Source organism: Nocardiopsis sp. TSRI0078 (assembly GCF_001905145.1).
Taxonomy (GTDB): domain Bacteria; phylum Actinomycetota; class Actinomycetes; order Streptosporangiales; family Streptosporangiaceae; genus Nocardiopsis.
The window spans coordinates 324899-347965 of sequence record NZ_LWLB01000034.1 but is presented as its reverse complement, the minus strand read 5'-3'; the positions used below and the strand labels follow the sequence as shown (position 1 = coordinate 347965).

The following is a 23067-nucleotide window of genomic DNA, read 5'->3' as shown; positions in this document are numbered from 1 at the left end:
AACCACAGTGGCTTCCCATACGTAAGGTCTGTGGCTGATTGTGGCAATTGTGGCCACTGGTCCTTGCCGTCGGAACCCTTCTGATGTCAGGCTGCAGCGGTACTTCGCCTACTCGAGGTGTTCATCCCCCAACACCGCGGAGCGGTGGACCCCCCGTACTTTCGGAGGAAGATCGTTGCGTCCCACACATGAAGGGGCCTCGCCGCGCGCGGCGGCCCCGGCCTTCCGGCGCCGCGCCGCCACTGCCGGCGCCGCCGCCGTCCTGATGGCCGTCGGCACCCTGGCGGCCTCCCCGGCGCACGCCGAGCCCGGACCGCCGGACCACTCCCGCGCCCCCGAGCACGCGGGCAAGCCCGCCAAGCCCGGCAAGCCCGGCAAGGATCTGCCCCTGTCGGAGCGGGTGACCGCCGAGGCCATCCGGGAGCACCTGGAGAACCTCGACACCATCGCCGAGTACAACGGAGGCAACCGGGCCACGAACACCCCGGGCTACGACGTCGCCGCCCTGTACATCGAGGACCAGCTGGAGCGCGCCGGGTACGAGCCCTACCGGCACGAGTACGAGTACGAGCTCTGGCGGGAGCAGTCCCCCTCGGTCCTGGCCCAGACGGCGCCGGAGGAGGTCGTCTACGAGTCCGACACCGACTACGTGACCATGAGCTACTCCGGCGCGGGCGACGTGACCGCCCCCGCCGTGGCCGTCAGCCCCGACAGCACCGCGAGCGCCTGCTCCGCCGACGACTTCGCGGACTTCCCCGAGGGCGCCATCGCGATCACCATGCGCGGCAGCTGCCCGTTCGCGGACAAGGTCCAAAACGCCGCCGACGCGGGGGCCTCGGCCGCCCTGGTGGTCAACAGCGCCGACGAGGCCTTCCTCGGCACCGTGAGCGAGCTCTCCGACATCCCCGCGGTGGGGGTCTCCGGGGCGGTGGGCGCCGACCTGCTGGCCGCCGAGGGCCTGGAGCTGCGGGTGAAGGTGGACGCCTCGGTCAGCAACGAGACCTCCTTCAGCGTCCTCGCCGAGACCCCGGGCGGCCGGGAGGACAACGTGGTCATGGTGGGCGGCCACCTCGACAGCGTCGCGGAGGGCCCCGGCATCAACGACAACGGCAGCGGCTCGGCGTTCGTGCTGGAGACCGCCATCCAGCTGGCGAAGCAGGCGGACCCGGAGAACAAGGTCCGCTTCGCCTTCTGGGGCACCGAGGAGGAGGGTCTGGTCGGCTCCACCCGCTACGTGGAGGACCTGTCCGCGGAGCAGGTCGACGACCTCGCCCTCTACCTCAACTTCGACATGATCGGCTCGCACAACTACGCCCGGTTCGTCCTGGACGGCCGGATGGAGCTGCCCGGGTCCGTCCAGGCGCCCTCCGGTTCCGGCGCGATCTCGAAGGTCTTCGAGGACTACTTCGCCTCCCAGGACCAGGTCAGCGAGCCCGGCGTGCTGAGCGGGCGCAGCGACTACCAGGCGTTCATGGAGGCGGGCATCCCGTCCGGCGGCCTGTTCAGCGGCGCCGACGGGGTCAAGACCGAGGAGCAGGTCGAGTGGTACGGCGGTACCGCGGGCGAGCAGTTCGACCCGTACTACCACACCGCCGAGGACACCCTGGACAAGATCAACTGGGACTCGGTGGCCGACCTGTCGGCCGCCGGTGCGCACGGCGTGGAGTTCTTCGCCGAGAGCACCCTGCCGGTGAACGGTGTGCTGCGCTACTCCGCGGCCAGGACCGAGTTCCCCCAGGTGGGCGACGCCTGGCGCATGTAGTCCGCGCCTTCTCCCGCGCGAGACCGACCGCACGGCCCTGAGGGCGGGGCGGGCGGCGTGAACCCCCCGGTTCCACGCCGCCCGCCCCTTGCGGTGTCTCCCCCTCCACGACCGCCCGGGTGGCCCCCTCTGCCCACTCGGAAGTCCGTGTGCGAACACCGCCGGAAACTACTTTGCGTAGCCCCCTGAACCCTTAATGTATCAGTGAGCTGCATCACTTTCACCCCCTGCTACAGAACAATCATCCTCGGCCATGGCCGTCACGCCGGTCCCATGCCCCGCAGCACACCCTCCGCAACGCCTGGGGACGGGCCCCGCCCTCACTCCCTCCCGACCTCCGGAGGATCACCGCGCAGGCGGGTGTTCTCCTCCTCCAGCTCCAGGATCCGGCCGATCCCGGCGAGGTTCACGCCCTGGGCCGCCAGCTCGGCCACCCGACGCAGCCGGGCGATGTCGTCATCGCTGTACATCCGTGTGCCGCCGTCCGTACGCGCCGGCGCGACCAGCCCCCGCTCCTCGTAGGAGCGCAGACTCTGCGGCGCGATGCCCGCCAACTCCGCCGCCACGGAGATCGTGTAGAGGCCCCGCGCGGAACCCGACCGGGTTTTCGCCATGAGCGGCATCCCTCCTCTGCGCATGTCGCGCGGCCGCGGCCGTGTGCGCCCCCGGCTGACGAAACCTTTATCCGACACTGTTGTTTATCTCCTCAAGCATGAGGTATAAAACTTGCGTCACCTCGCATCAGGTTTTGTGGTACGAGCAGAGGAGGTATCCATGATGCTGATGCGCACCGACCCCTTCCGCGACATCGACCGCCTCACCGAGCGGATCCTGGGCTCCGCCGGCCGACCGGCCACGATGCCCATCGACGCCTACCGCGACGGGGACGTCTTCATCGTCTGCTTCGACCTGCCCGGGGTACGCGCCGACTCCATCGACCTGGAGGTCGAGCGCAACGTGCTGACCGTGACCGCCGAGCGGCCCGACACCGTGCGCGACCGCGAATCGGTGGTGGTCGCCGAGCGGCCCACCGGCACCTTCTCCCGGCAGCTGTTCCTCGGGGAGACGCTGCAGACGGACGACATCCGGGCGGAGTACGCCGACGGTGTCCTGACACTGCGCATCCCGGTCGCCGAGCAGGCCAAGCCCCGCAAGATCAGCGTCAGCCAGGGCGAGGGCCGGCCGCAGAGCATCAGCGCCTGAGCAGCCGCGGCAGGTCCGGGGCGGGCCCCGGACCTGCCGCGGCCCCACACGGCCGAACCCGTGTCCCGTCGATCAGGAAGTAGTGATTCGATGCCCTCCATCCTGCGCAGAACCCGTGCGGTAGCCGAGCACATCCAGCGCCAGAGCGGCGGGGAGGCGACGCATCTGGCGTGCGTCCGCTTCTTCCACGCGCTCCGGGCCTACGAGAACGCCTGGGGGAGCACCCCCGACCGCCTCCGCCTGGCCCTGGAGGAGCTCAGGCGCGCCACCACCAACCTCACCGGCGATCCCGACACCTTCCGCCGGGCGTGCCGGGACCCCCGCCACCGGGGTGTGCCGCAGAGCCTCGACGAGCCCCTCGCCGAGGAGCTGCGGGCGTTCCTGTCGGTCCCCGCCTGACCGCCCCTCCGGGCCGTGGGGACGCCCGTGCGCCCCGGGGGGCGCCGGCCCCGCTCCCCTAGGGTTGGGGCATGAGCAAACGGGACACCGACAAGCCGGTCGTGCTGTCGAAGATCTACACGCGTACCGGCGACGCCGGTACGACGGCGCTCGGCGACATGAGCCGAACCAGCAAGAACGACACGCGCCTGGTCGGATACGCCGACACCGAGGAGGCCAACGCCGCCATCGGAACCGCCCTGGCCATGGGCGAGCTGCCCGACGACGTCCGGACCCTGCTCGGCCGCGTCCAGAACGAGCTGTTCGACCTGGGCGCCGACCTGTCCACGCCGATCGTGCCCGATCCGGAGTTTCCTCCACTGCGGGTCGGGCCCGAGTACGTCGCCCGCCTGGAGGAGGACTGCGACGCCTACAACGCCGACCTGCCCACACTGCGCAGCTTCATCCTGCCCGGGGGCTCCCCCACCGTGGCGCTCATGCACACGGCCCGGATCGTGGTCCGACGGGCCGAGCGCAGCGTGTGGGCGGCCGTCGAGGAACACGGCGAGACGGTCAACCCGCTCACCGCCCAGTACCTCAACCGGCTCTCCGACCTGCTGTTCATCCTCGGCCGGTACGTGGCCGGGGAGGGTGACGAGGTCCTCTGGAAGCCGGGGGGAGAACGCTAGCCCGCCGCCTCGCGAGAAGGGGCCCGCCTCCGCGGAGGCGGGCCCCTTCTCGGTGTCCCCCTCCCCCACCGGCCCGAGTTCGGCTCCCCCACCTGCGAGGACGAAGAACGTTCGGAAAAGGACGTGTCGCCCGTAAAAACAGGGTTATGGGTTCGTTACAGGGATCTCCGACCAAGGAAGGGGACGCACATGACCACCGGAGCCAGACCGGGGGCCGTCACGGCGGTCCTCGCCCTGCTGATCCTGATCGCCCTCTACCAGATCGGCATGAGCCTGGTGGCCCTCGCCGGAGCCGTCGCCATGGAGACCGTCGGCTTCGTCGCCGAGGGCGCCCAGGTACCCACCTGGGCCGTGCTGACCGCCGCGGCCATCGGGCTGGTGTACGGTGCGGCGGCCGCCGTCCTGGGCGTCATGGTCGCCCGGAACCGCCCCCGCGCGCGGGCGGCGGTGGTCGCGGTCAACTTCGGCTACGCCGCCCTCATCCTCGCGCTGCTGTTCACCCCGGTCAGCGCCTTCCCCGAGATCGTCACGGCGGCCCTCGCCCTGACCGTGGCGAGCCTGGCCGACTCCGAGAGCGCCAAGGAGTACTTCTCCGGCACGCTCCCGGCCGACCGTGCCCGTCCAAGGGTCGGCTGACCGCCCCGAACCGCGCCCGGCCCGCCACCCCTCCCGCGGGCCGGGCGCGCCCCGCACCCAGGACGCACGGCGCCTCAGCACTCGGGCGGGAAGTCCTCACGGGGGGCGAACTCCGCCTCCGAGGCGCCCTGGGCCCTGGTGTACACGCCCTCGTCGCCGGCCAGCGCCCCGGTCGTGAACACGACCGTGCCGATGTCGTACTCGGTCTCCTCGCCCGGTCCGGCCTCCCCGGACCCCACCCCGACCACGTACTCCTCCCGCTCGGAGAGGGGGACCAGGCGGTAGACCTGGTCGCCGTGGTCGTCGGTGATCCGCCAGTCGTCCCCGGGGGCGGCCAGGTCGACCTCCATCCGGTGCCCGTCGAACTCACGGGTGGCGGTCAGGTGGATCCGCTGGCCCCCGCCGACCAGGTCGATCCGCCGGGGCGCGGCGTCGCCGCACCAGGCCACGACCAGGACGGGGAACTGGTGCCGGGCGGTGAAGTGGCCCGTGGCCACCGCGCCGACGTGGCCGCCCGTCGGCAGGCAGGCGGCGAGCAGGGGGACCAGGAGCGCGAGTGCGAGGGAGCCGAGGAGCCGGGAGCGCCGGAAGGCGAGCATGGAACCGCATCCTGCCGTGTCCGAGGCCCCAGCGGAAGGGGCCCCGTTCCTACTGGAGGTCGTCGAGTTCGCGTTCGAGGGCCTCGACCTTGCCGTGCAGGGCGTCGGTGACGCCCTCGCGGATGTCGGCCTTGAGGGTGAGGCTCACCCGGGGGGCGCCCTCCCCCGCGGCCTCCACGGCACGCCGGACCACGTCCATGACCTCGTCCCACTCACCCTCGACGGTGGTGAACATGGCCGAGGTCTCGTTGGGCAGGCCGCTCTCCCGGACCACCTTCACGGCACGGGCGACGGCGGGGGCGACGGACTCACCGGCACCGAGGGGCGAGACGGAGAAGGCGACGATCATGCGGCCATGCTAGGCGAGGGGGGGTACCGCCGTGAAGCACCGACACGGCCTCAGCCCTCCCAGTGGGTCCCCGGCGGCATCGACTCCAGCCAGGACAGGAAACCGGTCAGGGTGCCCTCGTTCATGGCGATCTCGTACGACGGCTCCCGGGGGTCGGAGCCGTCGGCGCGGAGCCAGCCGACCCGGAGCACGGTGAGGTCGACCGGCAGGTCCTCCCCCTCCTCGGGGGCGCGCCGCCCCACAACGACGAGACCGCGGCGCGACAGCCTCGCTGTCGGCCGCGGTCTGAGGGAGAAGATGGGGAACCAGGCCAGGTTCTCCGTGCCGTACCGGCCGAAACCGATACGCCAGGAGCCCCGGCGGCCCCGTACCCCGACGGAGCGCAGGTAGCACTCCACCGCACCCCCGCGCCGTACGAGGATCCAGCGGCGCAGGGTGACGGCGAGTACCAGCGCCAGGAGGGCGAGGAGCAGGACGTAGAACACCCACTGCGCGGACTCCAACCACGGTGTGCCAGGCAGCAGCCGTTCCATGCCCACTACTCGTTCCGCCGTCCCGGTACGCTAGGCGACTTCCTCGCCAGCAGCGCGCAGGCGGCTGCTCGCACGGCCCAGGGCGTCGGTGTCGCCGGAGTCGGCCGCGTTCTTCAGCGCCGTGCGCGCACGGTCCACATCGATGTCCTCGGCGAGCTCGGCCGTCTCGGCGAGGATGGAGACCCGGCCATCACCCGAGATCGAGACGAACCCGCCGTGGGCGGCGGCCCGGACCTCTCCGGTCTCCCGCGCGCCCAGCACACGAACGACGGCGTCGTGGGCCAGCAGCGACAGCACCGGGACGTGCCCGGGCTGGATGCCGATCTCACCCTCGACGGTCTTCGCGATGATCATGTCGCCCTCGCCCGCCCAAATCTCACGTTCGGGCGAGACGATCTCGACGAAAAGCTTCTTCGACACTGCCACAAACTCCTCGGCTAGTGGGCGGGTTCGGCCGGGTCGGCGCCAACGCGTTACACGTCGGCGCCGACCCGGCCCGAGAAACCCCTAACCCTGCAGCTGCTTGGCCTTCTCGACGGCCATGTCGATGTTGCCGACGTCGAGGAACGCCTGCTCGGGCAGGTGGTCGTACTCACCGTCGCACAGGCCCTTGAAGGAGGCGATGGTCTCCTCCAGGGGCACGAACACGCCCGGGTTGCCGGTGAACTTCTCGGCCACGAACATGTTCTGCGACAGGAAGCGCTCGATCCGGCGGGCCCGGTTGACGACGATCTTGTCCTCCTCGGACAGCTCGTCCATACCGAGGATCGCGATCTGGTCCTGCAGGTCGTTGTTGCGCTGCAGGATCTCCTTGACGCGCTGGGCCACCTGGTAGTGCTCGTCGCCCACGTACTGCGGGTCGAGGATGCGCGAGGTGGAGGTCAGCGGGTCGACCGCCGGGTAGATGCCCTTCTGCGAGATCGGGCGGGAGAGCTCGGTCGTCGCGTCCAGGTGGGCGAAGGTGGTCGCCGGAGCCGGGTCGGTGTAGTCGTCCGCGGGCACGTAGATCGCCTGCATCGAGGTGATCGAGTGGCCGCGGGTCGAGGTGATCCGCTCCTGCAGCTGGCCCATCTCGTCCGCCAGGTTGGGCTGGTAGCCCACGGCCGAGGGCATACGGCCCAGCAGCGTGGAGACCTCCATACCCGCCTGGGTGAAACGGAAGATGTTGTCGATGAACAGCAGCACGTCCTGCTTCTGGACGTCGCGGAAGTACTCCGCCATCGTCAGAGCGGACAGGGCCACGCGCAGACGGGTGCCCGGGGGCTCGTCCATCTGGCCGAAGACGAGCGCGGTGTCCGGGAGGACCCCCATCTCGTCCATCTCCAGGAAGAGGTCCGTACCCTCACGGGTGCGCTCACCGACACCGGCGAACACGGACACACCACCGAAGTTGCGGGCGATACGGGTGATCATCTCCTGGATGAGCACCGTCTTGCCCACACCGGCGCCGCCGAACAGGCCGATCTTCCCGCCGCGCACGTACGGCGTGAGCAGGTCGATGACCTTGATGCCCGTGACCATCATCTCGGTCTTGGACTCGAGCTGGTCGAAGGCCGGGGCCTTGCGGTGGATCGGCCAGCGCTCGGTGACGTTCAGCTCCGAGGTCGGCACGTCCAGGGAGTCGCCCAGGGTGTTGAACACGTGGCCCTTGACGATGTCGCCGACGGGCACGCTGATGGGCTCACCGGTGTCGCGGACCTCGGCGCCGCGGACGAGGCCGTCCTGAGGGGCGAGGGAGATCGCGCGCACCAGGTTGTCACCCAGGTGCTGGGCGACCTCCAGGGTGATGACCTTGGTCTTGCCACCGATCGTCACGTCGGTGTGCAGGGCGTTGTAGATGGCAGGCAGGGAGCCGACGGGGAACTCCACGTCGACGACCGGGCCGGTGACCCGGGCGATCCGGCCGGTGGCGGTGCCAGCCCCGGCCGTCCCTTCAACAGTCGCAGTCACTTTTGTTACTCACTTCCCGCGCTGGCAGCAGCGAGCGCGTCGGCACCGCCGACAATCTCACTGAGTTCGTTGGTGATCTCGGCCTGGCGCGCCTGGTTGGCCAGGCGGGTCAGGTTCTTGGCGAGTTCCTCGGCGTTGTCGGTGGCGGCCTTCATGGCCGCACGACGGGACGCCTGCTGGGAGGCCGACGACTCGAGGAGTGCGAAGAAGATGCGGTTGATGACGTACTGCGGAAGCAGGCGGTCCAACGCCTCCTCAGCGGACGGCTCGAACTCGTACAGGGGCAGGACCTCGTCGGTCGGCTCGGTCTCCAGGGGCAGCACGCGCGTGGCGACGGCCTTCTGGGTCAGCATCGAGACGAATTCGGTCGAGACCACGTAGATCTCGTCCACCCCGCCGTCGGCGGAGTCCTCGGAGAACCTCTCCATGAGGGCCCCGCCCATCTCCTGGGCGTGCGCGTAGGTCGGGCGCTCGGTCATGCCCTCCCACTGCGCCTCGAGCGGGCGGTCGCGGAACTTGTAGAAGCCCACGCCCTTGCGGCCCACCATGTAGGTGAGGACCTCCTTGCCCTCCTCCCGGAGGAGCTTGGTCAGGGAGTCCGTCTCCTTGAGCACGTTGGACGAGAAGGCACCCGCCAGACCCTTGTCGCTGGTGATGACCAGGACTGCCGCGCGGGTCGGGTTCTCGGCCTCGGTCAGCAGCGGGTGGTCGGTCACCCTGCTGGCCAGGGCCGAGACGGCCCGCTCGATCTCCCGCGCGTAGGGCCCAGCAGCCTCCGCCGCCCGCTGCGCCTTGGTGATGCGCGTCGTGGCGATCAGTTCCATCGCACGGGTGATCTTCGCCATCGACTTGGTCGAGCGGATCCTCCGGCGATAGACGCGAAGCTGTGCACCCATCGGCTACTTCTTCCCGGTCTTGGCGACCTTGACCTTCTCCTGGCCGACCTCGTCCTCACCGAGCGCCTCGGCCTCGGCCTCGGTGCCCAGCATGGTTCCGGCAGAGGTCTGGAAGCCCTGCTTGAACTTCTCGACGGCGCTCTCGAGGTTCTGCTCGGTCTCCGACTCGAACTTGCCGCTCTCGCGGATCGTGTCGAGGATGCCGGCGTGCTCCCGGGAGAGGTAGTCCAGGAAGTCCTCCTCGAAGCGGCGCACGTCCTCGACGGGCACGTCGTCGAGACGGCCGGTGTTGCCCGCCCAGATGGAGACGACGGTCTTCTCCATGGAGAACGGCGAGTACTGGTTCTGCTTGAGCAGCTCCATCATGCGCTCACCGCGGCTCAGCTGCTGCTTGGAGACGGCGTCCAGGTCCGATCCGAAGGCGGAGAACGCCTCCAGCTCGCGGTACTGGGCCAGGCTCAGGCGGAGGCTGCCGGAGACCTTCTTGGTCGCCTTGGTCTGCGCGGCGCCACCGACACGGGAGACCGACACACCGACGTCGATGGCCGGGCGCTGGCCCTGGTTGAACAGGTCCGAGTCCAGGAAGACCTGGCCGTCGGTGATGGAGATGACGTTGGTGGGGATGTACGCCGAGACGTCGCCCGCCTTGGTCTCGATGATCGGAAGGGCGGTCATCGATCCCGCGCCCAGCTCGTCGGAGAGCTTGGCGCAGCGCTCCAGCAGCCGGGAGTGGAGGTAGAAGACGTCACCGGGGTAGGCCTCACGGCCCGGCGGGCGGCGCAGCAGCAGCGACACCGCACGGTAGGCCTCGGCCTGCTTGGTGAGGTCGTCGAAGACGACGAGGACGTGCTTGCCCTCGTACATCCAGTGCTGGCCGATGGCCGAACCGGTGTAGGGGGCCAGGTACTTGAAGCCCGCCGGGTCGGACGCCGGAGAGGCGACGATGGTGGTGTACTCCATCGCCCCGGCCTCTTCGAGGGCGCCACGCACACCGGCGATGGTCGAGCCCTTCTGGCCGATGGCGACGTAGATGCAGCGCACCTGCTTGTCGGGGTCGCCCGTCTCCCAGTTGGCCTTCTGGTTGATGATCGCGTCGATGCCGACGGCGGTCTTGCCCGTCTGCCGGTCGCCGATGAGCAGCTGGCGCTGCCCGCGGCCGACCGGGGTCATCGTGTCGATCGCCTTGATACCGGTCTGGAGCGGCTCGCCGACGGGCTGGCGCTCCATCACGGTCGCGGCCTGCGCCTCAAGGTCGCGGCGCTCGGTCGTCTCGATCTCGCCCTTGCCGTCGATGGGGTTGCCCAGGGGGTCCACCACGCGGCCGAGGAAGTTGTCGCCCACCGGCACCGAGAGGACCTGGCCGGTGCGGCGCACCTTCTGGCCCTCCTCGATGCTGGTGAAGTCGCCCAGCACGACGACACCGATCTCACCGATCTCGAGGTTCTGGGCCAGGCCCAGGGTGCCGTCCTCGAACTGCAGCAGCTCGTTCGCCATCGCCGAGGGAAGGCCACCGACGCGGGCGATGCCGTCACCGGAGTAGGTGACGGTACCGACCTCTTCCGCGCGGGTGGCTTCAGGCTCGTACGACTGGACGAAGCGCTGTAGCGCGTCCCGGATCTCGTCCGGCCGGATCGTCAGCTCCGCCATCTCTACGTTGTCCTTGCTCTCAAATGGCGCCGGGCTGGCGCCGTGCGTGCTTGCCTTGCGTTCTTTCAGCCGGCCAGGCGGCGCTGGACCTCGGCGATACGCCCGGCGATGGTCCCGTCGATGACCTCGTCACCCACCTGGATGGACAGGCCACCGACGACCTCGGGGGCGACCTCGATGTTCAGGTGGATGTCGCGGCCGTAGGCGCGCGAGAGCGCGGCCCCGAGCCGGGACTGCTGGTTCTCGCTCAGGGCGACGGCGCTGCGGACGACGGCGACGTAGCGCTTGGCGCGCTCGGCGACGATCTGTCCGAAGTTCTCCAGCGCCTGCTCCAGCGTACGGCCCCTCGGACGGGTGACCGCTTGGCCGACCAGGGTCAGCGTCGCGGGGTTGACCTTGTCCGAGAGCAGGCTCTCCACGAGGGAGAGACGCAGCTCGGGGGCCGCCCCGTCACGGGTGAGGGCTTCGCGCAGGTCGGGCTGGGAGGCGACGATCCGCTGGAAGCGGAACAGTTCGTCCTCCAGCTCGCCCAGACCCGAGGCGCTCTGGAGCGGGGCGACGGTCGCGTAGACCGCCATCCTCTCCAGGGCGTCCATGAGGTCGCGCGCGGTCGACCACTTGGCCGAGACCACGTCGCCGGCCACCATGACGGCCGACGGAGACACCCTGTTCTCCAGCAGCTCTCCGACCAGCGTGGTCTTGCTCTCCACCGGGTTCGCCTGGTCGGCGAGCCACCGGCGCAGGGAGTGCTCGCTGCCGAGGAGGGCAAGGACCTCGAAGAGCTCCTTGCCCAGCGAGGCGCCGCTCTGCGCGGTGCCCGCCGACGCCAGGACGTTCTCGTCCAGGCGCCGGGTCACCTCGATCAGCGACGTGCGGCTTACACCACGCATCAACGCACCTCAGCCTGCTGCGTGTTCCCGCTCTGCTCCAGCTCGTCCAGGAACCGGTCGATGACGCGGTTCTGGGCGGAGCTGTCGCTGAGGGTCTCACCGACGATACGGCTCGCCAGCTCGGCGGAGAGCGCACCGACCTCGTTGCGCAGCTGCACCAGGGTCTGCTGGCGGTCGGCCTCGATCTGGGCGTGGGCCGCCTCGACGATGCGACGGGCCTCTACCTGGGCCTCCTCGCGCGCCTCGGCGATGATCGCCGCCCTCTGCTCCTTGGCCTTCTCCAGCTCCTGGGCGTACTCGCGGTGCGCCTCCTCGAGCTTCTCTCGGTACTGCTGGCGGGTCTCCTCCGCCTCGGCCTCGGCCTTCTGAGCGCGAGCGATGCCACCCTCGATCTGGTCGGCACGCTCGTCCAGCGCCTTCGTCAGCCTCGGCCACATCTTGTAGACGACACCGAGGATGATGAGGAAGGCGATGAGACCGAAGGTGAACTCGTCCCAGTGGATCCGCAGGACGTTTTCTTGCTCGGCTGCCAAATACACGGCTGGCATCCCCTTCGCGTTCTATGGACCGGGTCTGACTAAACGGCGAACGCGAGAACGAAGCCGAGAATGGCCAGGGCCTCGATGACGGCGAAGCCGAAGATCATCTGACCCTGGAGGATGCCGCGAGCCTCGGGCTGGCGGGCGATGGCCTGGACACCCAGGCCGAAGACGAGGCCGACGCCGATGCCGGGGCCGATGGCGGCGAGGCCGTAACCGATGCTGTTCAGGTTACCTTCGATGGCGGCGAGATCCATGTTGATATTCCCTTTACTACACGCCGGCGATCATGTTTGGTGCCGACTGACGTTATGAATCGGACGGGTCGTGAATGCACGTGGGGAAGGACCGGGGGGTCGTTTCCCTAGTGCGCTCCCTCGATGGCCTCACCGAGGTAGATGGAGGTCAGGAGGACGAACACGTAGGCCTGGACCGCCATGATGAACAGCTCGAAGGCCGTGAAGACCAGGAAGCCGATCAGCGCCATGGCCGAGTACCCCACGGAGAGGGCCCCGAAGAGCGCGCCCATCTGGGACAGGGGGTTGAACATGTAGAAGCCGGCGGCCGCGAACAGTGCGAGCAGCAGGTGCCCGGCGAACATGGTCGCGAACAGACGGATCATGTGCGTGGCCGGCCGGATGATGAAGTTCGACAGCGCCTCGATCGGCACGACGAGGGGCAGGATCCAGGCGGGCACGCCGCTGGGCACCAGGCGGGCCTTGAAGTGGCCGCCCACACCGTGGCGGCGGATGCCGACGATGTTCCACAGCAGGTAGACGAAGAGGGCCAGGACCGCGGGGAAGGCCAGGCTGGTGGTCACCGGCAGTTGGAGGCCGGGGACCAGACCCATGACGTTCATGCAGAAGATGAACAGGAACAGGGTCACGATCAGGGGGAGGAACTTGTCCCCCTCCTTGCCCATGGTGGTCCGGGTCACCTGGTCGCGCAGGAAGGTCACCAGCAGTTCGGCCATGCTCTGGCCGCGGCCGGGGACGACCTTGGCCCTGCGCGTGGTGAAGTACCAGAAGGCGGCGGCGATGACGAGCGCGACCACCGCGACCAGGTAGTACTTGTTGACTCCCGCGGCACCGGGGAGCCCGAAGTCGAGCCACGGCGTCGGAGAGAAGAGGCCCACACCCGGAGCCTCGAAACCACAGCCGGAGCCGAAGATATGGCAGCCTGATTCGGACGCCGCGACGACGTTCACGTCAGCACCCACGGCGATCCCTTTCGTCGTGACGCAACATAATCCTTGGTGTTGTGGTCGGTGCGGCTCCACCCTCAGCGCGGGAGGACGCATCCGAGTGTTCGGTCAGGACCGGACGTGCTGGGTGTAGATGAGGTAGATCGAGCCGACCAGGCCCACGCCGAGCCCGATGGGCAGGAAGAGGGCGGCAAAGCCCAGCGCCCAATCCGCGACCCAGCCGACGCCGCCCCAGAAGGCGAGGCCTCCCAGCAGATACGAGACGAGTGTGGCAGCGTTGGCGTTGGGCGACTCCTTCGAGTCGCTCTTCGCGCTCCGTTGACCGTTCATCTCGCTCCGGAAGATAGCAGTAGGTGATCAGGCTCCGCACACCGACCCGTACGCGCGGGCTCACCGGTGCGCCTCACTGTCCTCGGCCCTGTTCCCGTCCTCTTCGCCCTCGTCCGCGGGGACGATGGTCGGCTGCTTGCTCCTCTTGACGGCCACGGCCTGCGCGGTCAACCAGACGAGCACGCAGGCGAGCGCCGTCCACCCGAAGACGTCCTTGTCCAGGGCCGTCGTGTCCCGGAAGAAGATCAGGACGACCAGGAGGATCGCGAACTTCGTCGTGTAGACGAGGAAGGCCACCGGGAGCAGGAGCTCGGGACGCCGACCGCCGGCCCAGGAGATGACGAAGGCCGAGACGGCGAAGGCGCCGATGACCAGAAGCGCGCCGAAAAGCGCGCCGTAGAGTCCCTGGGTACCGGAGACGGCGAAGCCTGCGATCAACGCGACCACGCCGACGACAGCCGTCGGAAGCGCGGCGCCGCGGAGAGTCCGGGCGTCGTGTTCCTGCATCAACGAAGCTCCGTGGGTTCAGTGGTTGCCTGCTCGTGAAAGCTATCACAAGGTTTTTGGTGCTGAATCCGGGGGTTCCTTAACGCGACCTTAACGGGCCGCAAAGTGCCCGCTCCAGGCGCTTTTCAGGCTTTGTGTAGCCTTCGCCACATCCGCTCCCACCATGGTATCCACAGGTCAGCAGCCACTTTCGCCGGGCACTCGGCGCCGCACGCGACCCCTCGCTCACGCACCAGATGACGAATCGTGACCTGGTCCCGTCTTAACGCCTTCCTTGCGCTTCCGGGCCAGCAGTCCGCGCCGCCGCAGCCGGGGCAGCACGATGAGGCCGACCGCACACGTGGCCACCAGGGCTGTCACCGTCAGCACGATCACCGGGGAGTTGAACACCGACAGCGCCACCGCGGCGAAGGACACGATGCCCGCCCACAGGTACATCAGCAGCACCGCCCGCATGTGGCTGTGGCCCATGTCCAGCAGACGGTGGTGAAGATGGCCCCGGTCCGGGGCGAAGGGGGACTTGCCCGCGAGCGTGCGGCGCAGCACGGCGAGCACCAGGTCGGCCAGAGGCAGGGCGATCACCAGCAGCGGCAGCGCGACCGGCAGGAAGACCACCAGGCCGGAGTTGAACTCCTCGCGTGCGGTGTTGGCGTCGAACTGGCCGGTCACCGTGATGGTGATCGAGGTCAGCAGCAGCCCCAGCAGCATCGCCCCGGTGTCGCCCATGAACACCCGGGCCGGATGGAAGTTGTGGAAGAGGAACCCCACGCACGTACCGGCCAGGATGATCGCGATCATCGCCGGGTAGGACTGGCGCACGAAGCCCTGCTCCACCGCGACCACGTAGTAGTAGGCGAAGAACGCGAAGGCGGAGATGCCGACGATGCCCGCCGCCAGCCCGTCGAGTCCGTCGGCGAAGTTGACCGCGTTGATGGTCACCACGATGAGCAGGATGGAGATCATCGCGCCCAGCCACGGCCCCAGCGAGAGCTGCGTGCCGGGCAGCGGCAGCCACAGCAGCTGCACGCCCTGCCAGACGAGGATGCCCGCGGCGGCGGTCTGCCCGGCGAGCTTGCTCAGCGCGTCCATCCCCCACCGGTCGTCGATGACGCCGATGACCGTGATCAGCCCGCCCGCCAGCAGCAGTCCCATCCACGTGTCGGCGACGAAGACGTTCTGCAGGTGCGGGAGCTGGGCCGAGATCAGCAGGGCGGCGGCGAACCCGCCGTAGATGGCGAGCCCTCCCAGGCGCGGGATGGGCTCCTTGTGCACGTCGCGGTCGCGCACCGGCGGGGTGGCGCCGAAGGCGATGGCGAACCGGCGCACCAGCGGAACGAGCAGGTAGGTCACCGCGGCCGCGATGACGAAGGTGAGTGCGTACTCCCGCACGTCCTGGCCCCTCTAGCTCTCGTCGCCCTCGGGGGTGCGCCCCGCCTTGGGAGTCTCCTGCTCGGTCTCGGTGGCGGCCGGTCCCGCCTCGGCCGGCTCCTCCGCCTTCCCGTCCGCCTCCGCGTCCTCGGGCTTGGGCTTGGTGCGGCCCCTGCGCAGCTCGCCGATGACGGTGCCGCACACCGAGCGCAGCTGCTCGATGGAGATGGCACCCGCCCGCAGCACGCGCGGGACCGCGTAGGTGAGGTCGACGATGGTGGAGGAGACCCGGGACTCGGTCTCACCGCCGTCCAGGTAGACCGCCACGTCCTCGTCGCCGAGCTGCTCGATGGCCTCCTCCACGCGGGTCGCGGAGGGCTGGCCGGACTTGTTGGCGCTGCTCACCGCCATCGGCCCGACCTCCTTGAGCAGCTCCAGGGCGATCGGGTCCATCGGCATGCGCACGCCCACGGTCCCCTTGGTGTCGCCCAGGTCCCAGGACAGACTCGGGGTGGCGCTGCACACCAGGGTGAGCGGACCGGGCCAGAACTCCTCCATGAGGTCGCGGCCGTGGTTGCCCAGGTCGTCGATGAGGGCGGTGGCGGCGCGCATGGAGCCGACCAGGACCGGCGGGGGCATCTCGCGTCCCCGGCCCTTGGTGGCGAGCAGCCTGGACACGGCGGTCGGGCTGAAGGCGTCGGTGCCGATGCCGTACACGGTGTCCGTGGGCAGGACCACAAGGTCGCCTCGGCGTACCGCGGACGCGGCGTCGGCGATACCGTCCTTGCGGGCGGTCTCGTCCGCGCAGTCGTAGATGCGGCTCACCTGCGTTCACCTCATTCTCGGATGGAGCCGGCCCTCACGGCCGGGCGGGGATACGGGGGCGGGTGCGGCGGAGCGCGGAGGCGGACACGGTCAGCCGTCCTCGTCGACGCGGCGCATGACCACGAAGCGGTCGCGCCGTGCCATGTCCTTGCGGTTGAGCACGTCGCGCCAGCCCTTGTCCTCGGGGAACAGCCAGGGGATGTCGATGCCCTGGCCGTCGTGGTGCTCGACGGCCATCGCGCCGCCGGGACGCAGCAGCCTGCGGCCGACCGCCTCCAGGTCGCGGATCATGTCGAGGCCGTCCTCGCCCGACCACAGCGCGGGGGCGGGGTCGTAGTCCCGCACCTCGGGCGGGATGACCGCGGCCTCGCCCGTGGGGACGTAGGGCGGATTGCTGATGAGCAGGTCGACGCGGCCGTTGAACTCGGGCAGGGCGGTGCGCATGTCGGCGTGGTGGGCGGTGACCCGGCCGGCGTGGCCGCTGGCCTCGATGTTGCGGCGCGCCCACTCCAGGGCGAGGGGGTCGATCTCCACCGTGTGCACACGCGAGCGCGGCACCTCCTGGGCGATGGAGATGGCGATGGCGCCCGATCCGGCGCCGAGGTCGACCACCAGGGGGTCGGCCACGTCCATGGCGCGCAGGGTCTCGATCGCCCAGTCGACCATGATCTCGGTCTCGGGCCGGGGCACGAACACCCCGGGCCCGACCTGGAGCTCGAGGTAGCGGAAGTAGGCGCGACCGGTGATGTGCTGCAGGGGCTCGCGGGCCTCCCGGCGGGCCACGTACTCCCAGTACCGGGCGTCGAAGTCGGCGTCGGCGACCGCGTGCAGCTCCCCTCGACGGACACCGTGCACGAACGCCGCGAGCTCCTCGGCGTCGGTGCGGGGTGAGGCCACGCCCGCCTCCGCGAGTCTCAGTGTCGCGCGGGCGACCTCGTCGAGCAGGAGGTTCATGATGACTGGGCCGCTTCGAGCCTTTCCTTGGTGTCCGCGTCCACGAGGGCCTTGACGACCCCGTCGAGCTCCCCGTTGAGGACCTGGTCGAGGTTGTAGGCCTTGTATCCGACGCGGTGGTCGGAGATGCGGTTCTCGGGGAAATTGTAGGTGCGGACCCGCTCGGAGCGGTCCACGGTGCGCACCTGGCTCTTGCGCTCGGCCGCGGCCTCGGCGTCCGCGCTGGCCTGGGCCTCGGCGTAGATACGGGCGCGCAGGATGCGCATGGCCTGCTCCTTGTTCTGGAGCTGGCTCTTCTCGTTCTGGCAGGAGGCGACGATGCCGGTCGGCAGGTGGGTGATGCGCACCGCCGAGTCGGTGGTGTTGACGCTCTGCCCGCCGGGTCCGGAGGAGCGGTAGACGTCGATCCGCAGGTCCTTCTCGTGGATGTCGACCTCGATGTCCTCGGCCTCGGGTACGACCAGCACGCCCGCGGCGGAGGTGTGGATGCGGCCCTGGGACTCGGTGACCGGAACGCGCTGGACGCGGTGCACGCCGCCCTCGAACTTGAGCATGGGCCACACGCCCGCGCCGGGCTCGGGGGTGCCCTTGTTCTTGAAGGCGATGGTGATGTCCTTGTACCCGCCCAGGTCGGAGTGGGTGGCGTCGATGATCTCGGTCTTCCACCCCTGGCGCTCGGCGTAGCGCAGGTACATGCGGACCAGGTCCCCGGCGAACAGGGCGGACTCCTCGCCGCCCTCGCCCGCCTTGACCTCCATGATGAGGTTCTTGTCGTCGGCGGGGTCGCGCGGGATGAGCAGGAAGCGCAGGCGCTCGGTGAGGGCCTCGGCCTCCTCGGTCAGGCGGTCGGCCTCCTCCGCGAAGGAGGAGTCCTCGGCGGCGAGCTCGCGCGCGGCGTCGATGTCATTCTCGACCTCCTTGAGCGCGCGGTAGGTCTCGATGATGGGGGTGAGCTGTGCGTAGCGTTTGCCCAGCGTGCGCGCCCTGCCCTGGTCGGCGTGCACCTCGGGGTCGGCGAGCTGCTGTTCCAGCTCGTAGTACTCCCCCAGAAGGTCGTCCAGCTTCACTTTCGCCCGTCCCCGTCTTGTTGTGCTTGCCTCGCCTGTGTGTCCACCCCTCGGGGGGCTACCTGGTCCCGCGGCGCCGGGCGGCCCGGAGCCGCGGGACAGCGGGCAGCGCTACTTGCGCTTGCCGAAGCGCTTCTCGAAGCGGGCGACCCGGCCACCGGTGTCCAGGATCTTCTGCTTGCCGGTGTAGAACGGGTGGCACTCGGAGCACACCTCGGCGCGGATCTTGCCCTCGGTGACGGTGCTGCGGGTGGTGAAGTTGGCACCGCAGGTGCAGGTCACCTCGGTCGCGACGTACTCGGGGTGGATGTCGGCCTTCATGTGTGTCTCCTCATCAGGGGCGCGGCCGCCGGACGCATGACAAGCCGCGCCACCCGAGGGGGTGGGTCGGTCGTCGTGGGTCATGCGCGAACCGGTGCCGCGGCGATCCAGGTAACGGGGCGGCGGATCCCGCCGAAGCAGGGGTGGGCCACTCTCCACCACCAGTTTGCCAGACCCACAACGATGCCGGGACCAGTGTCTATTCCGTCCCCTTCTCACCGGTACCTCCCGCGGTCTTCCGGAACCCGCGCGAGGGGGGCTTGTCCGCGTCCGCCCTGCGTATGAGGAGGACGAGCCCGGCCAGCGCGGCGAGGACGAGGACGAGCATCACGGTTCCGGCGTTGGGGCCGAACCCGTAGACGAACACGTAACTGACCGAACCGGCCAGGAGCACGTAGTAGGTCATGGGCAGGACGCTCTGCCGGATGAGGTCGCCCTCCCTGCCGACCAGGCCGACCACCGCGGAGGCGGCGACCACGTTGTGCACGGTGATCATGTTCCCGGCCGCCCCGCCGACGGCCTGGGTGGCCACGACGGTCTCCGGCGGGATCCCGATGTGATCGGCGGTGGAGAACTGGAAGAGGGAGAACATCAGGTTGGAGACGGTGTTGGAGCCCGCGACGAAGGCGCCCAGGGCACCGATCCAGGGCGCGTAGAGCGGCCAGGTGGTCCCGCCCAGTTCGGCGGCTCCGACGGCCAGGGTGAGCGGCATGCTCTCCAGGTCGGTGTCCCCGAACTCGGCCCCGGTGTTGATGAAGACCCGGACGAGCGGGACGGCGAAGAGCAGCGCGACGGCGGCCCCGGCCAGCTGCGACCCGGCCATCTTCCAGGAGTCGAGGATCTGGCGGGCCTTCATGCGGTGCAGGCCGTAGGTGGCCAGGCAGACCAGGAGGAAGGTCGCGCCGGGCGAGTAGAGGGGCTCCACGGTCTGGGTGATGGAGGTGCCGAAGATGTCGCCGGCCCCGACGCTGACGCCGGCCAGCCAGTCCTTGACGGGGACGATGGTGCGGGTGGCCACCAGCACCGCGGCGACCAGGAGGTAGGGCGCCCAAGCGGTCAGGAAGCCGACCCGGCGGTCGTCGGTGAGCACGGTCTCCCCGCCTCCGGGGGCGATCCTGCCGCTCCAGCGGGCCAGCCAGTCCTCCCGGGGCGGGAAGTCCCACGTCCGCTCGGGCATGAGGAAGCCGCGGCGTGCGGCGAGGACGACGATGACCAGTCCCGTGAGGCCGCCGAGGAGGCTGGTGAACTCCACACCCAGGAAGTAGTTGTAGAGGATCGAGGGGATGGTCATGGCGAAGGCGGCGAAGAGCGCGAACCTCCATACGCCGAGACCGTCGGAGAAGCGGCGCTCGCCGCCGTAGAAGCCGCAGAGCATGCAGCAGATGAACAGCGGGATGAGGGTGCCGGAGACGGCGTGGAGGACGACGGTCTGGAACCCGATGTGGCTGACGAGCCCGGGCATGGTCAGTCCGAGCACGGAGGCGCGTTCGGCGACCTCGGGGGATCCCTCCAGACCGCCGGCGACACCGACGAGGATGGGCGTGCCCACCGCGCCGAAGCTGACCGGGGTGCTCTGGATGACCAGGCCGACCATGACGGCGGCCATGGCGGGGAAGCCCAGGGCCAGCAGGAGCGGGGCGACCACGGCGGCGGGGGTCCCGAAGCCGGAGGCGCCCTCGATGAAGCTGCCGAACAGCCAGCCGATGATGATCGCCTGGACGCGGCGGTCGGGGCTGATGTCGGTGAAGGTGGAGCGGATGGTGGCGATGGCGCCGCTCTTGGTCAGGGTGGAGAGCAGCAGCAGCGCGCCGAAGATGATGTAGAGCAGGCCGAGGGCGAGGATCAGGCCCTGGACCGTGGAGGCCGCGACGGCGACCCAGTCGGTCTGCCAGAACACGACGGCGATGCCGACCACGACGACGTAGCCGACGGGCATCGCGTACATGGCCGGGAGGCGGAATCCGACGAGCAGGACTCCCACGAGGGCGATCGGGGTGAGTGCGAGGAGGCTGAGTAGGGCGAGGTTGTCCATCCAGACTGCTCCCTGGCATGGGGGACTCGGCTGGCGCGACCCTAAATCGTTTTCCTCCTCAGGGACATCCCCCTTTGTGATCCGCAACACACCAGTGATGTTTTTCGTGTCCTGGTCAGCTGCTTTCGCGATCCGAAAGTAAATCGTCGACGGTGCGGATACCGGCACTTCGTGCGCGGTCCGGACACGACAGGGTCCCCTTCCCGGAGCGGGAAGGGGACCCTGTCGTGATTCGTGGCGGCCTCGCGTCTAGCGCTCGGGGCCCACCGTGGTCTTCTGGATCTGGAGCAGGAACTCGGCGTTGCTCTTGGACTCCTTCATCTTGTCCAGGAGCAGCTCGATGGCCTGCTGGGCGTCGAGCGCGTGCAGCACCCTGCGCAGCTTCCAGACGACGTTGAGCTCCTCGGAGGACATGAGGATCTCCTCCTTGCGGGTGCTGGACGCGTCCACGTCCACCGCGGGGAAGATCCGCTTGTCGGCCAGGCTCCGGTTGAGCTTGAGCTCCATGTTGCCGGTGCCCTTGAACTCCTCGAAGATCACCTCGTCTGCCCGCGAGCCGGTCTCCACCAGCGCGGTCGCCAGGATGGTCAGCGAGCCGCCGCCCTCGATGTTGCGGGCCGCGCCGAAGAAGCGCTTGGGCGGGTAGAGGGCGGTGGAGTCCACACCACCGGACATGATGCGCCCGCTGGCCGGGGCGGCCAGGTTGTAGGCGCGGCCCAGGCGGGTGATGGAGTCCAGCAGGACGACGACGTCCATACCCATCTCCACGAGCCGCTTGGCGCGCTCGATGGCCAGGTCGGCGACGACCGTGTGGTCCTCGGCGGGCCGGTCGAAGGTCGAGTGGATGACCTCGCCCTTGACCGTTCGCTGCATGTCGGTGACTTCCTCGGGCCGCTCGTCGACCAGGATCACCATCAGGTAGCACTCGGGGTTGTTCTCGGTGATGGCGTTGGCGATCGCCTGCACCACCATCGTCTTGCCCGCCTTGGGCGGCGAGACGATGAGCCCGCGCTGACCCTTGCCGATGGGCGCCACGAGGTCGATGATCCGCGTGGTGAGGATGTTCGGCTCGGTCTCCAGACGCAGCCGCTCCTGCGGGTAGAGCGGAACCAGCTTGGAGAACTCCTGGCGCCCCTTGGCCTGGTCCGGCGACATGCCGTTGACCGAGTCCAGGCGCACCAGGGCGTTGAACTTCTCCCGGCGCTCACCGTCGCGCGGCTGGCGCACCGCGCCGATGATGTGGTCGCCCTTGCGCAGGCCGTGCTTGCGCACCTGGGCCAGGGAGACGTACACGTCGCTCTGCCCGGGCAGGTAGCCGGTGGTGCGCACGAAGGCGTAGTTGTCCAGGATGTCGAGGATGCCCGCGACCGGCAGCAGGACGTCGTCCTCGCCGATCACCGGCTCGGGCTCCTGGCCCCCGCCGCGTCCGCGTCGGTCGCGACGGTCGCGACGGCGTCCGCGGCGGCGCCCGCCGCCGAAGTCGTCGTCGTCGCCACCCCGGCCCTGGTTCTGGCCGCCGCCTCCGCCCTGCTGGGCGTTGCCGCCGGTGTTCTGGTCGTCGCCGCCGCCCCGGTTGCGGTTGCGGCGGTTGCGCTGGCGCTCGCGACCCTGCCCGGACCTGGTGTCACGGTCCTCGGAGGAGTCGGGGCCGTTCTTCTGGGGGGTGCTGGATGTCTTGGTCACGCTGCTCGCGGAGGTAGTGGAGTCGGCGCCGTCCACCGATCGGGTCTGGTCACCGGACTCGTCACCGCGTCTGCGGGACGAACGGCGGCCGCGGGACGGCTTGTCGCCCCGCCCACCCTGGGTGTCGGTGACGGCCTGGTCCGACGGCCGCTCGGCCACACGCTTGCGCGGAGCCTCGTCCGTGCCCGACGTGTCGGGGACCTGGGCCTCGGTCTGGCCGTCGGTTGCCTCGACCTTACCGGCCTTGGGCACCGTCTCGGCGTTCTTTGCGGATTTGGCCTTCGCCGGACCGCTGACAGGGCCGCCCTGCTTGGCCTCGATCGCGGCGATGACGTCGCTCTTGCGCATGCGCCCCGTACCGGTGATGCCCAGGCTGGAGGCGAGCTTCTGGAGCTCGGGGAGCTTCAGGGCCGCCAGCCCGGTTCCGCGCGACGCCGCGCGGGGCCGCGACGACGCACCTGTCGGCGCGGCTTCGCCAGCCTCCGCTCCGGAGGCGCCGGTGGTGTTGTTGCTGTCGACCGCCGCGTCCGTTCGGAGTTCGGTGGTGTCGCTCACTAAGGGTCCTTCCCAAGGAGCGGGCTTCGGCCGTCAGCGGGTGCTGGAGCGGCCGGCCCGGTGGTGCGAACCGGCAGGGCCGGGTAGGGCGTGCCCCACGTGGATGTCGGAAACCGGTGTGAAGGCGGTCCCCTGCCTACCCAATCGCGG

General features: G+C 69.6%; 26 protein-coding genes. 5 read left to right on the top strand and 21 right to left on the bottom strand.

Features of this window, described 5'->3' with window-relative positions; translation table 11 throughout:
- Positions 1–175 precede the first annotated feature (175 nt).
- Positions 176–1762: a M28 family peptidase gene (locus A6A08_RS22785; RefSeq protein WP_073704660.1), complete on the top strand. Its 1587-nt coding sequence runs from the start codon at positions 176–178 to the stop codon at positions 1760–1762.
- Between the two features lie 320 nt (positions 1763–2082).
- Here the strand turns inward: A6A08_RS22785 and A6A08_RS22780 are convergent, their stop codons facing one another.
- Positions 2083–2376 (bottom strand): MerR family transcriptional regulator, encoded by a 294-nt coding sequence (locus A6A08_RS22780; RefSeq protein ID WP_073704727.1) that lies wholly within the window; start codon positions 2374–2376, stop codon positions 2083–2085.
- Positions 2377–2536: 160 nt separating this feature from the next.
- Here A6A08_RS22780 and A6A08_RS22775 point away from each other — a divergent pair, with 160 nt between their 5' ends.
- From A6A08_RS22775 to A6A08_RS22760, 4 genes are all read left to right on the top strand, one after another.
- Entirely contained in the window at positions 2537–2965 is a 429-nt protein-coding gene (locus A6A08_RS22775) for an Hsp20/alpha crystallin family protein (RefSeq protein ID WP_073704659.1), read from the top strand.
- Positions 2966–3055: 90 nt separating this feature from the next.
- The gene (locus A6A08_RS22770) at positions 3056–3364 is read left to right on the top strand and encodes a hypothetical protein (RefSeq protein WP_073704658.1); all 309 of its coding nucleotides are present in this window, start codon (positions 3056–3058) and stop codon (positions 3362–3364) included.
- A gap of 71 nt (positions 3365–3435) precedes the next feature.
- The gene (locus tag A6A08_RS22765) at positions 3436–4032 is read left to right on the top strand and encodes a cob(I)yrinic acid a,c-diamide adenosyltransferase (protein WP_073704657.1); all 597 of its coding nucleotides are present in this window, start codon (positions 3436–3438) and stop codon (positions 4030–4032) included.
- Positions 4033–4221: 189 nt separating this feature from the next.
- Positions 4222–4668: a hypothetical protein gene (locus A6A08_RS22760; RefSeq protein ID WP_073704656.1), complete on the top strand. Its 447-nt coding sequence runs from the start codon at positions 4222–4224 to the stop codon at positions 4666–4668.
- A 74-nt stretch (positions 4669–4742) separates the two neighbouring features.
- Here A6A08_RS22760 and A6A08_RS22755 read toward each other — a convergent pair whose 3' ends face one another.
- From A6A08_RS22755 to rho, 20 genes are all read right to left on the bottom strand, one after another.
- Entirely contained in the window at positions 4743–5267 is a 525-nt protein-coding gene (locus tag A6A08_RS22755; protein ID WP_073704655.1) for a hypothetical protein, read from the bottom strand.
- 49 nt (positions 5268–5316) lie between these two features.
- Positions 5317–5616 (bottom strand): MTH1187 family thiamine-binding protein, encoded by a 300-nt coding sequence (locus A6A08_RS22750; protein ID WP_073704654.1) that lies wholly within the window; start codon positions 5614–5616, stop codon positions 5317–5319.
- 50 nt (positions 5617–5666) lie between these two features.
- On the bottom strand, positions 5667–6149 hold the full coding sequence (locus A6A08_RS22745; protein ID WP_073704726.1) for a DUF2550 domain-containing protein: 483 nt from the start codon (positions 6147–6149) through the stop codon (positions 5667–5669).
- Positions 6150–6179: 30 nt separating this feature from the next.
- Entirely contained in the window at positions 6180–6569 is a 390-nt protein-coding gene (locus A6A08_RS22740) for a F0F1 ATP synthase subunit epsilon (protein WP_073704653.1), read from the bottom strand.
- 87 nt (positions 6570–6656) lie between these two features.
- A complete protein-coding gene (gene atpD, locus A6A08_RS22735; protein ID WP_073704652.1) occupies positions 6657–8099 on the bottom strand; it encodes a F0F1 ATP synthase subunit beta in 1443 nt (480 codons plus the stop codon).
- Between the two features lie 5 nt (positions 8100–8104).
- Positions 8105–8995 carry a F0F1 ATP synthase subunit gamma gene (locus A6A08_RS22730; protein WP_073704651.1) on the bottom strand — a complete coding sequence of 297 codons (891 nt, stop codon included), beginning with the start codon at positions 8993–8995 and terminating at the stop codon, positions 8105–8107.
- Positions 8996–8998: 3 nt separating this feature from the next.
- Positions 8999–10642, bottom strand: coding sequence for a F0F1 ATP synthase subunit alpha (atpA, locus tag A6A08_RS22725; protein WP_073704650.1), 1644 nt, complete (start codon positions 10640–10642; stop codon positions 8999–9001).
- Positions 10643–10707: 65 nt separating this feature from the next.
- Entirely contained in the window at positions 10708–11532 is an 825-nt protein-coding gene (locus A6A08_RS22720; RefSeq protein ID WP_073704649.1) for a F0F1 ATP synthase subunit delta, read from the bottom strand.
- The gene (locus A6A08_RS22715) at positions 11532–12080 is read right to left on the bottom strand and encodes a F0F1 ATP synthase subunit B (RefSeq protein ID WP_073704648.1); all 549 of its coding nucleotides are present in this window, start codon (positions 12078–12080) and stop codon (positions 11532–11534) included. The genes A6A08_RS22720 and A6A08_RS22715 overlap by 1 nt, the downstream gene beginning before the upstream one ends.
- A 29-nt stretch (positions 12081–12109) precedes the next feature.
- Positions 12110–12328 (bottom strand): ATP synthase F0 subunit C, encoded by a 219-nt coding sequence (gene atpE, locus A6A08_RS22710; RefSeq protein WP_073704647.1) that lies wholly within the window; start codon positions 12326–12328, stop codon positions 12110–12112.
- Between the two features lie 107 nt (positions 12329–12435).
- Positions 12436–13290, bottom strand: coding sequence for a F0F1 ATP synthase subunit A (atpB, locus tag A6A08_RS22705; RefSeq protein WP_073704646.1), 855 nt, complete (start codon positions 13288–13290; stop codon positions 12436–12438).
- A 93-nt stretch (positions 13291–13383) separates the two neighbouring features.
- A complete protein-coding gene (locus A6A08_RS22700) occupies positions 13384–13605 on the bottom strand; it encodes a hypothetical protein (protein ID WP_073704645.1) in 222 nt (73 codons plus the stop codon).
- 60 nt (positions 13606–13665) lie between these two features.
- Complete coding sequence (locus A6A08_RS22695; RefSeq protein ID WP_073704644.1) at positions 13666–14112, bottom strand: hypothetical protein; 447 nt, start codon at positions 14110–14112, stop codon at positions 13666–13668.
- A 225-nt stretch (positions 14113–14337) separates the two neighbouring features.
- On the bottom strand, positions 14338–15501 hold the full coding sequence (locus tag A6A08_RS22690; RefSeq protein WP_073704643.1) for an MraY family glycosyltransferase: 1164 nt from the start codon (positions 15499–15501) through the stop codon (positions 14338–14340).
- 12 nt (positions 15502–15513) lie between these two features.
- Positions 15514–16305 (bottom strand): L-threonylcarbamoyladenylate synthase, encoded by a 792-nt coding sequence (locus A6A08_RS22685; RefSeq protein WP_073704642.1) that lies wholly within the window; start codon positions 16303–16305, stop codon positions 15514–15516.
- Between the two features lie 90 nt (positions 16306–16395).
- Positions 16396–17259: a peptide chain release factor N(5)-glutamine methyltransferase gene (prmC, locus tag A6A08_RS22680; RefSeq protein WP_073704641.1), complete on the bottom strand. Its 864-nt coding sequence runs from the start codon at positions 17257–17259 to the stop codon at positions 16396–16398.
- Positions 17256–18326, bottom strand: a complete 1071-nt coding sequence (gene prfA, locus A6A08_RS22675) for a peptide chain release factor 1 (RefSeq protein ID WP_073704640.1) — start codon at positions 18324–18326, stop codon at positions 17256–17258. The genes prmC and prfA overlap by 4 nt, the downstream gene beginning before the upstream one ends.
- Positions 18327–18437: 111 nt before the next feature.
- Positions 18438–18647 (bottom strand): 50S ribosomal protein L31, encoded by a 210-nt coding sequence (rpmE, locus tag A6A08_RS22670; RefSeq protein WP_073704639.1) that lies wholly within the window; start codon positions 18645–18647, stop codon positions 18438–18440.
- Positions 18648–18846: 199 nt separating this feature from the next.
- Positions 18847–20679, bottom strand: a complete 1833-nt coding sequence (locus tag A6A08_RS22665) for an L-lactate permease (RefSeq protein ID WP_073704638.1) — start codon at positions 20677–20679, stop codon at positions 18847–18849.
- 249 nt (positions 20680–20928) lie between these two features.
- Positions 20929–22917 (bottom strand): transcription termination factor Rho, encoded by a 1989-nt coding sequence (rho, locus tag A6A08_RS22660; protein ID WP_073704637.1) that lies wholly within the window; start codon positions 22915–22917, stop codon positions 20929–20931.
- Between the last annotated feature and the right edge of the window lie 150 nt (positions 22918–23067).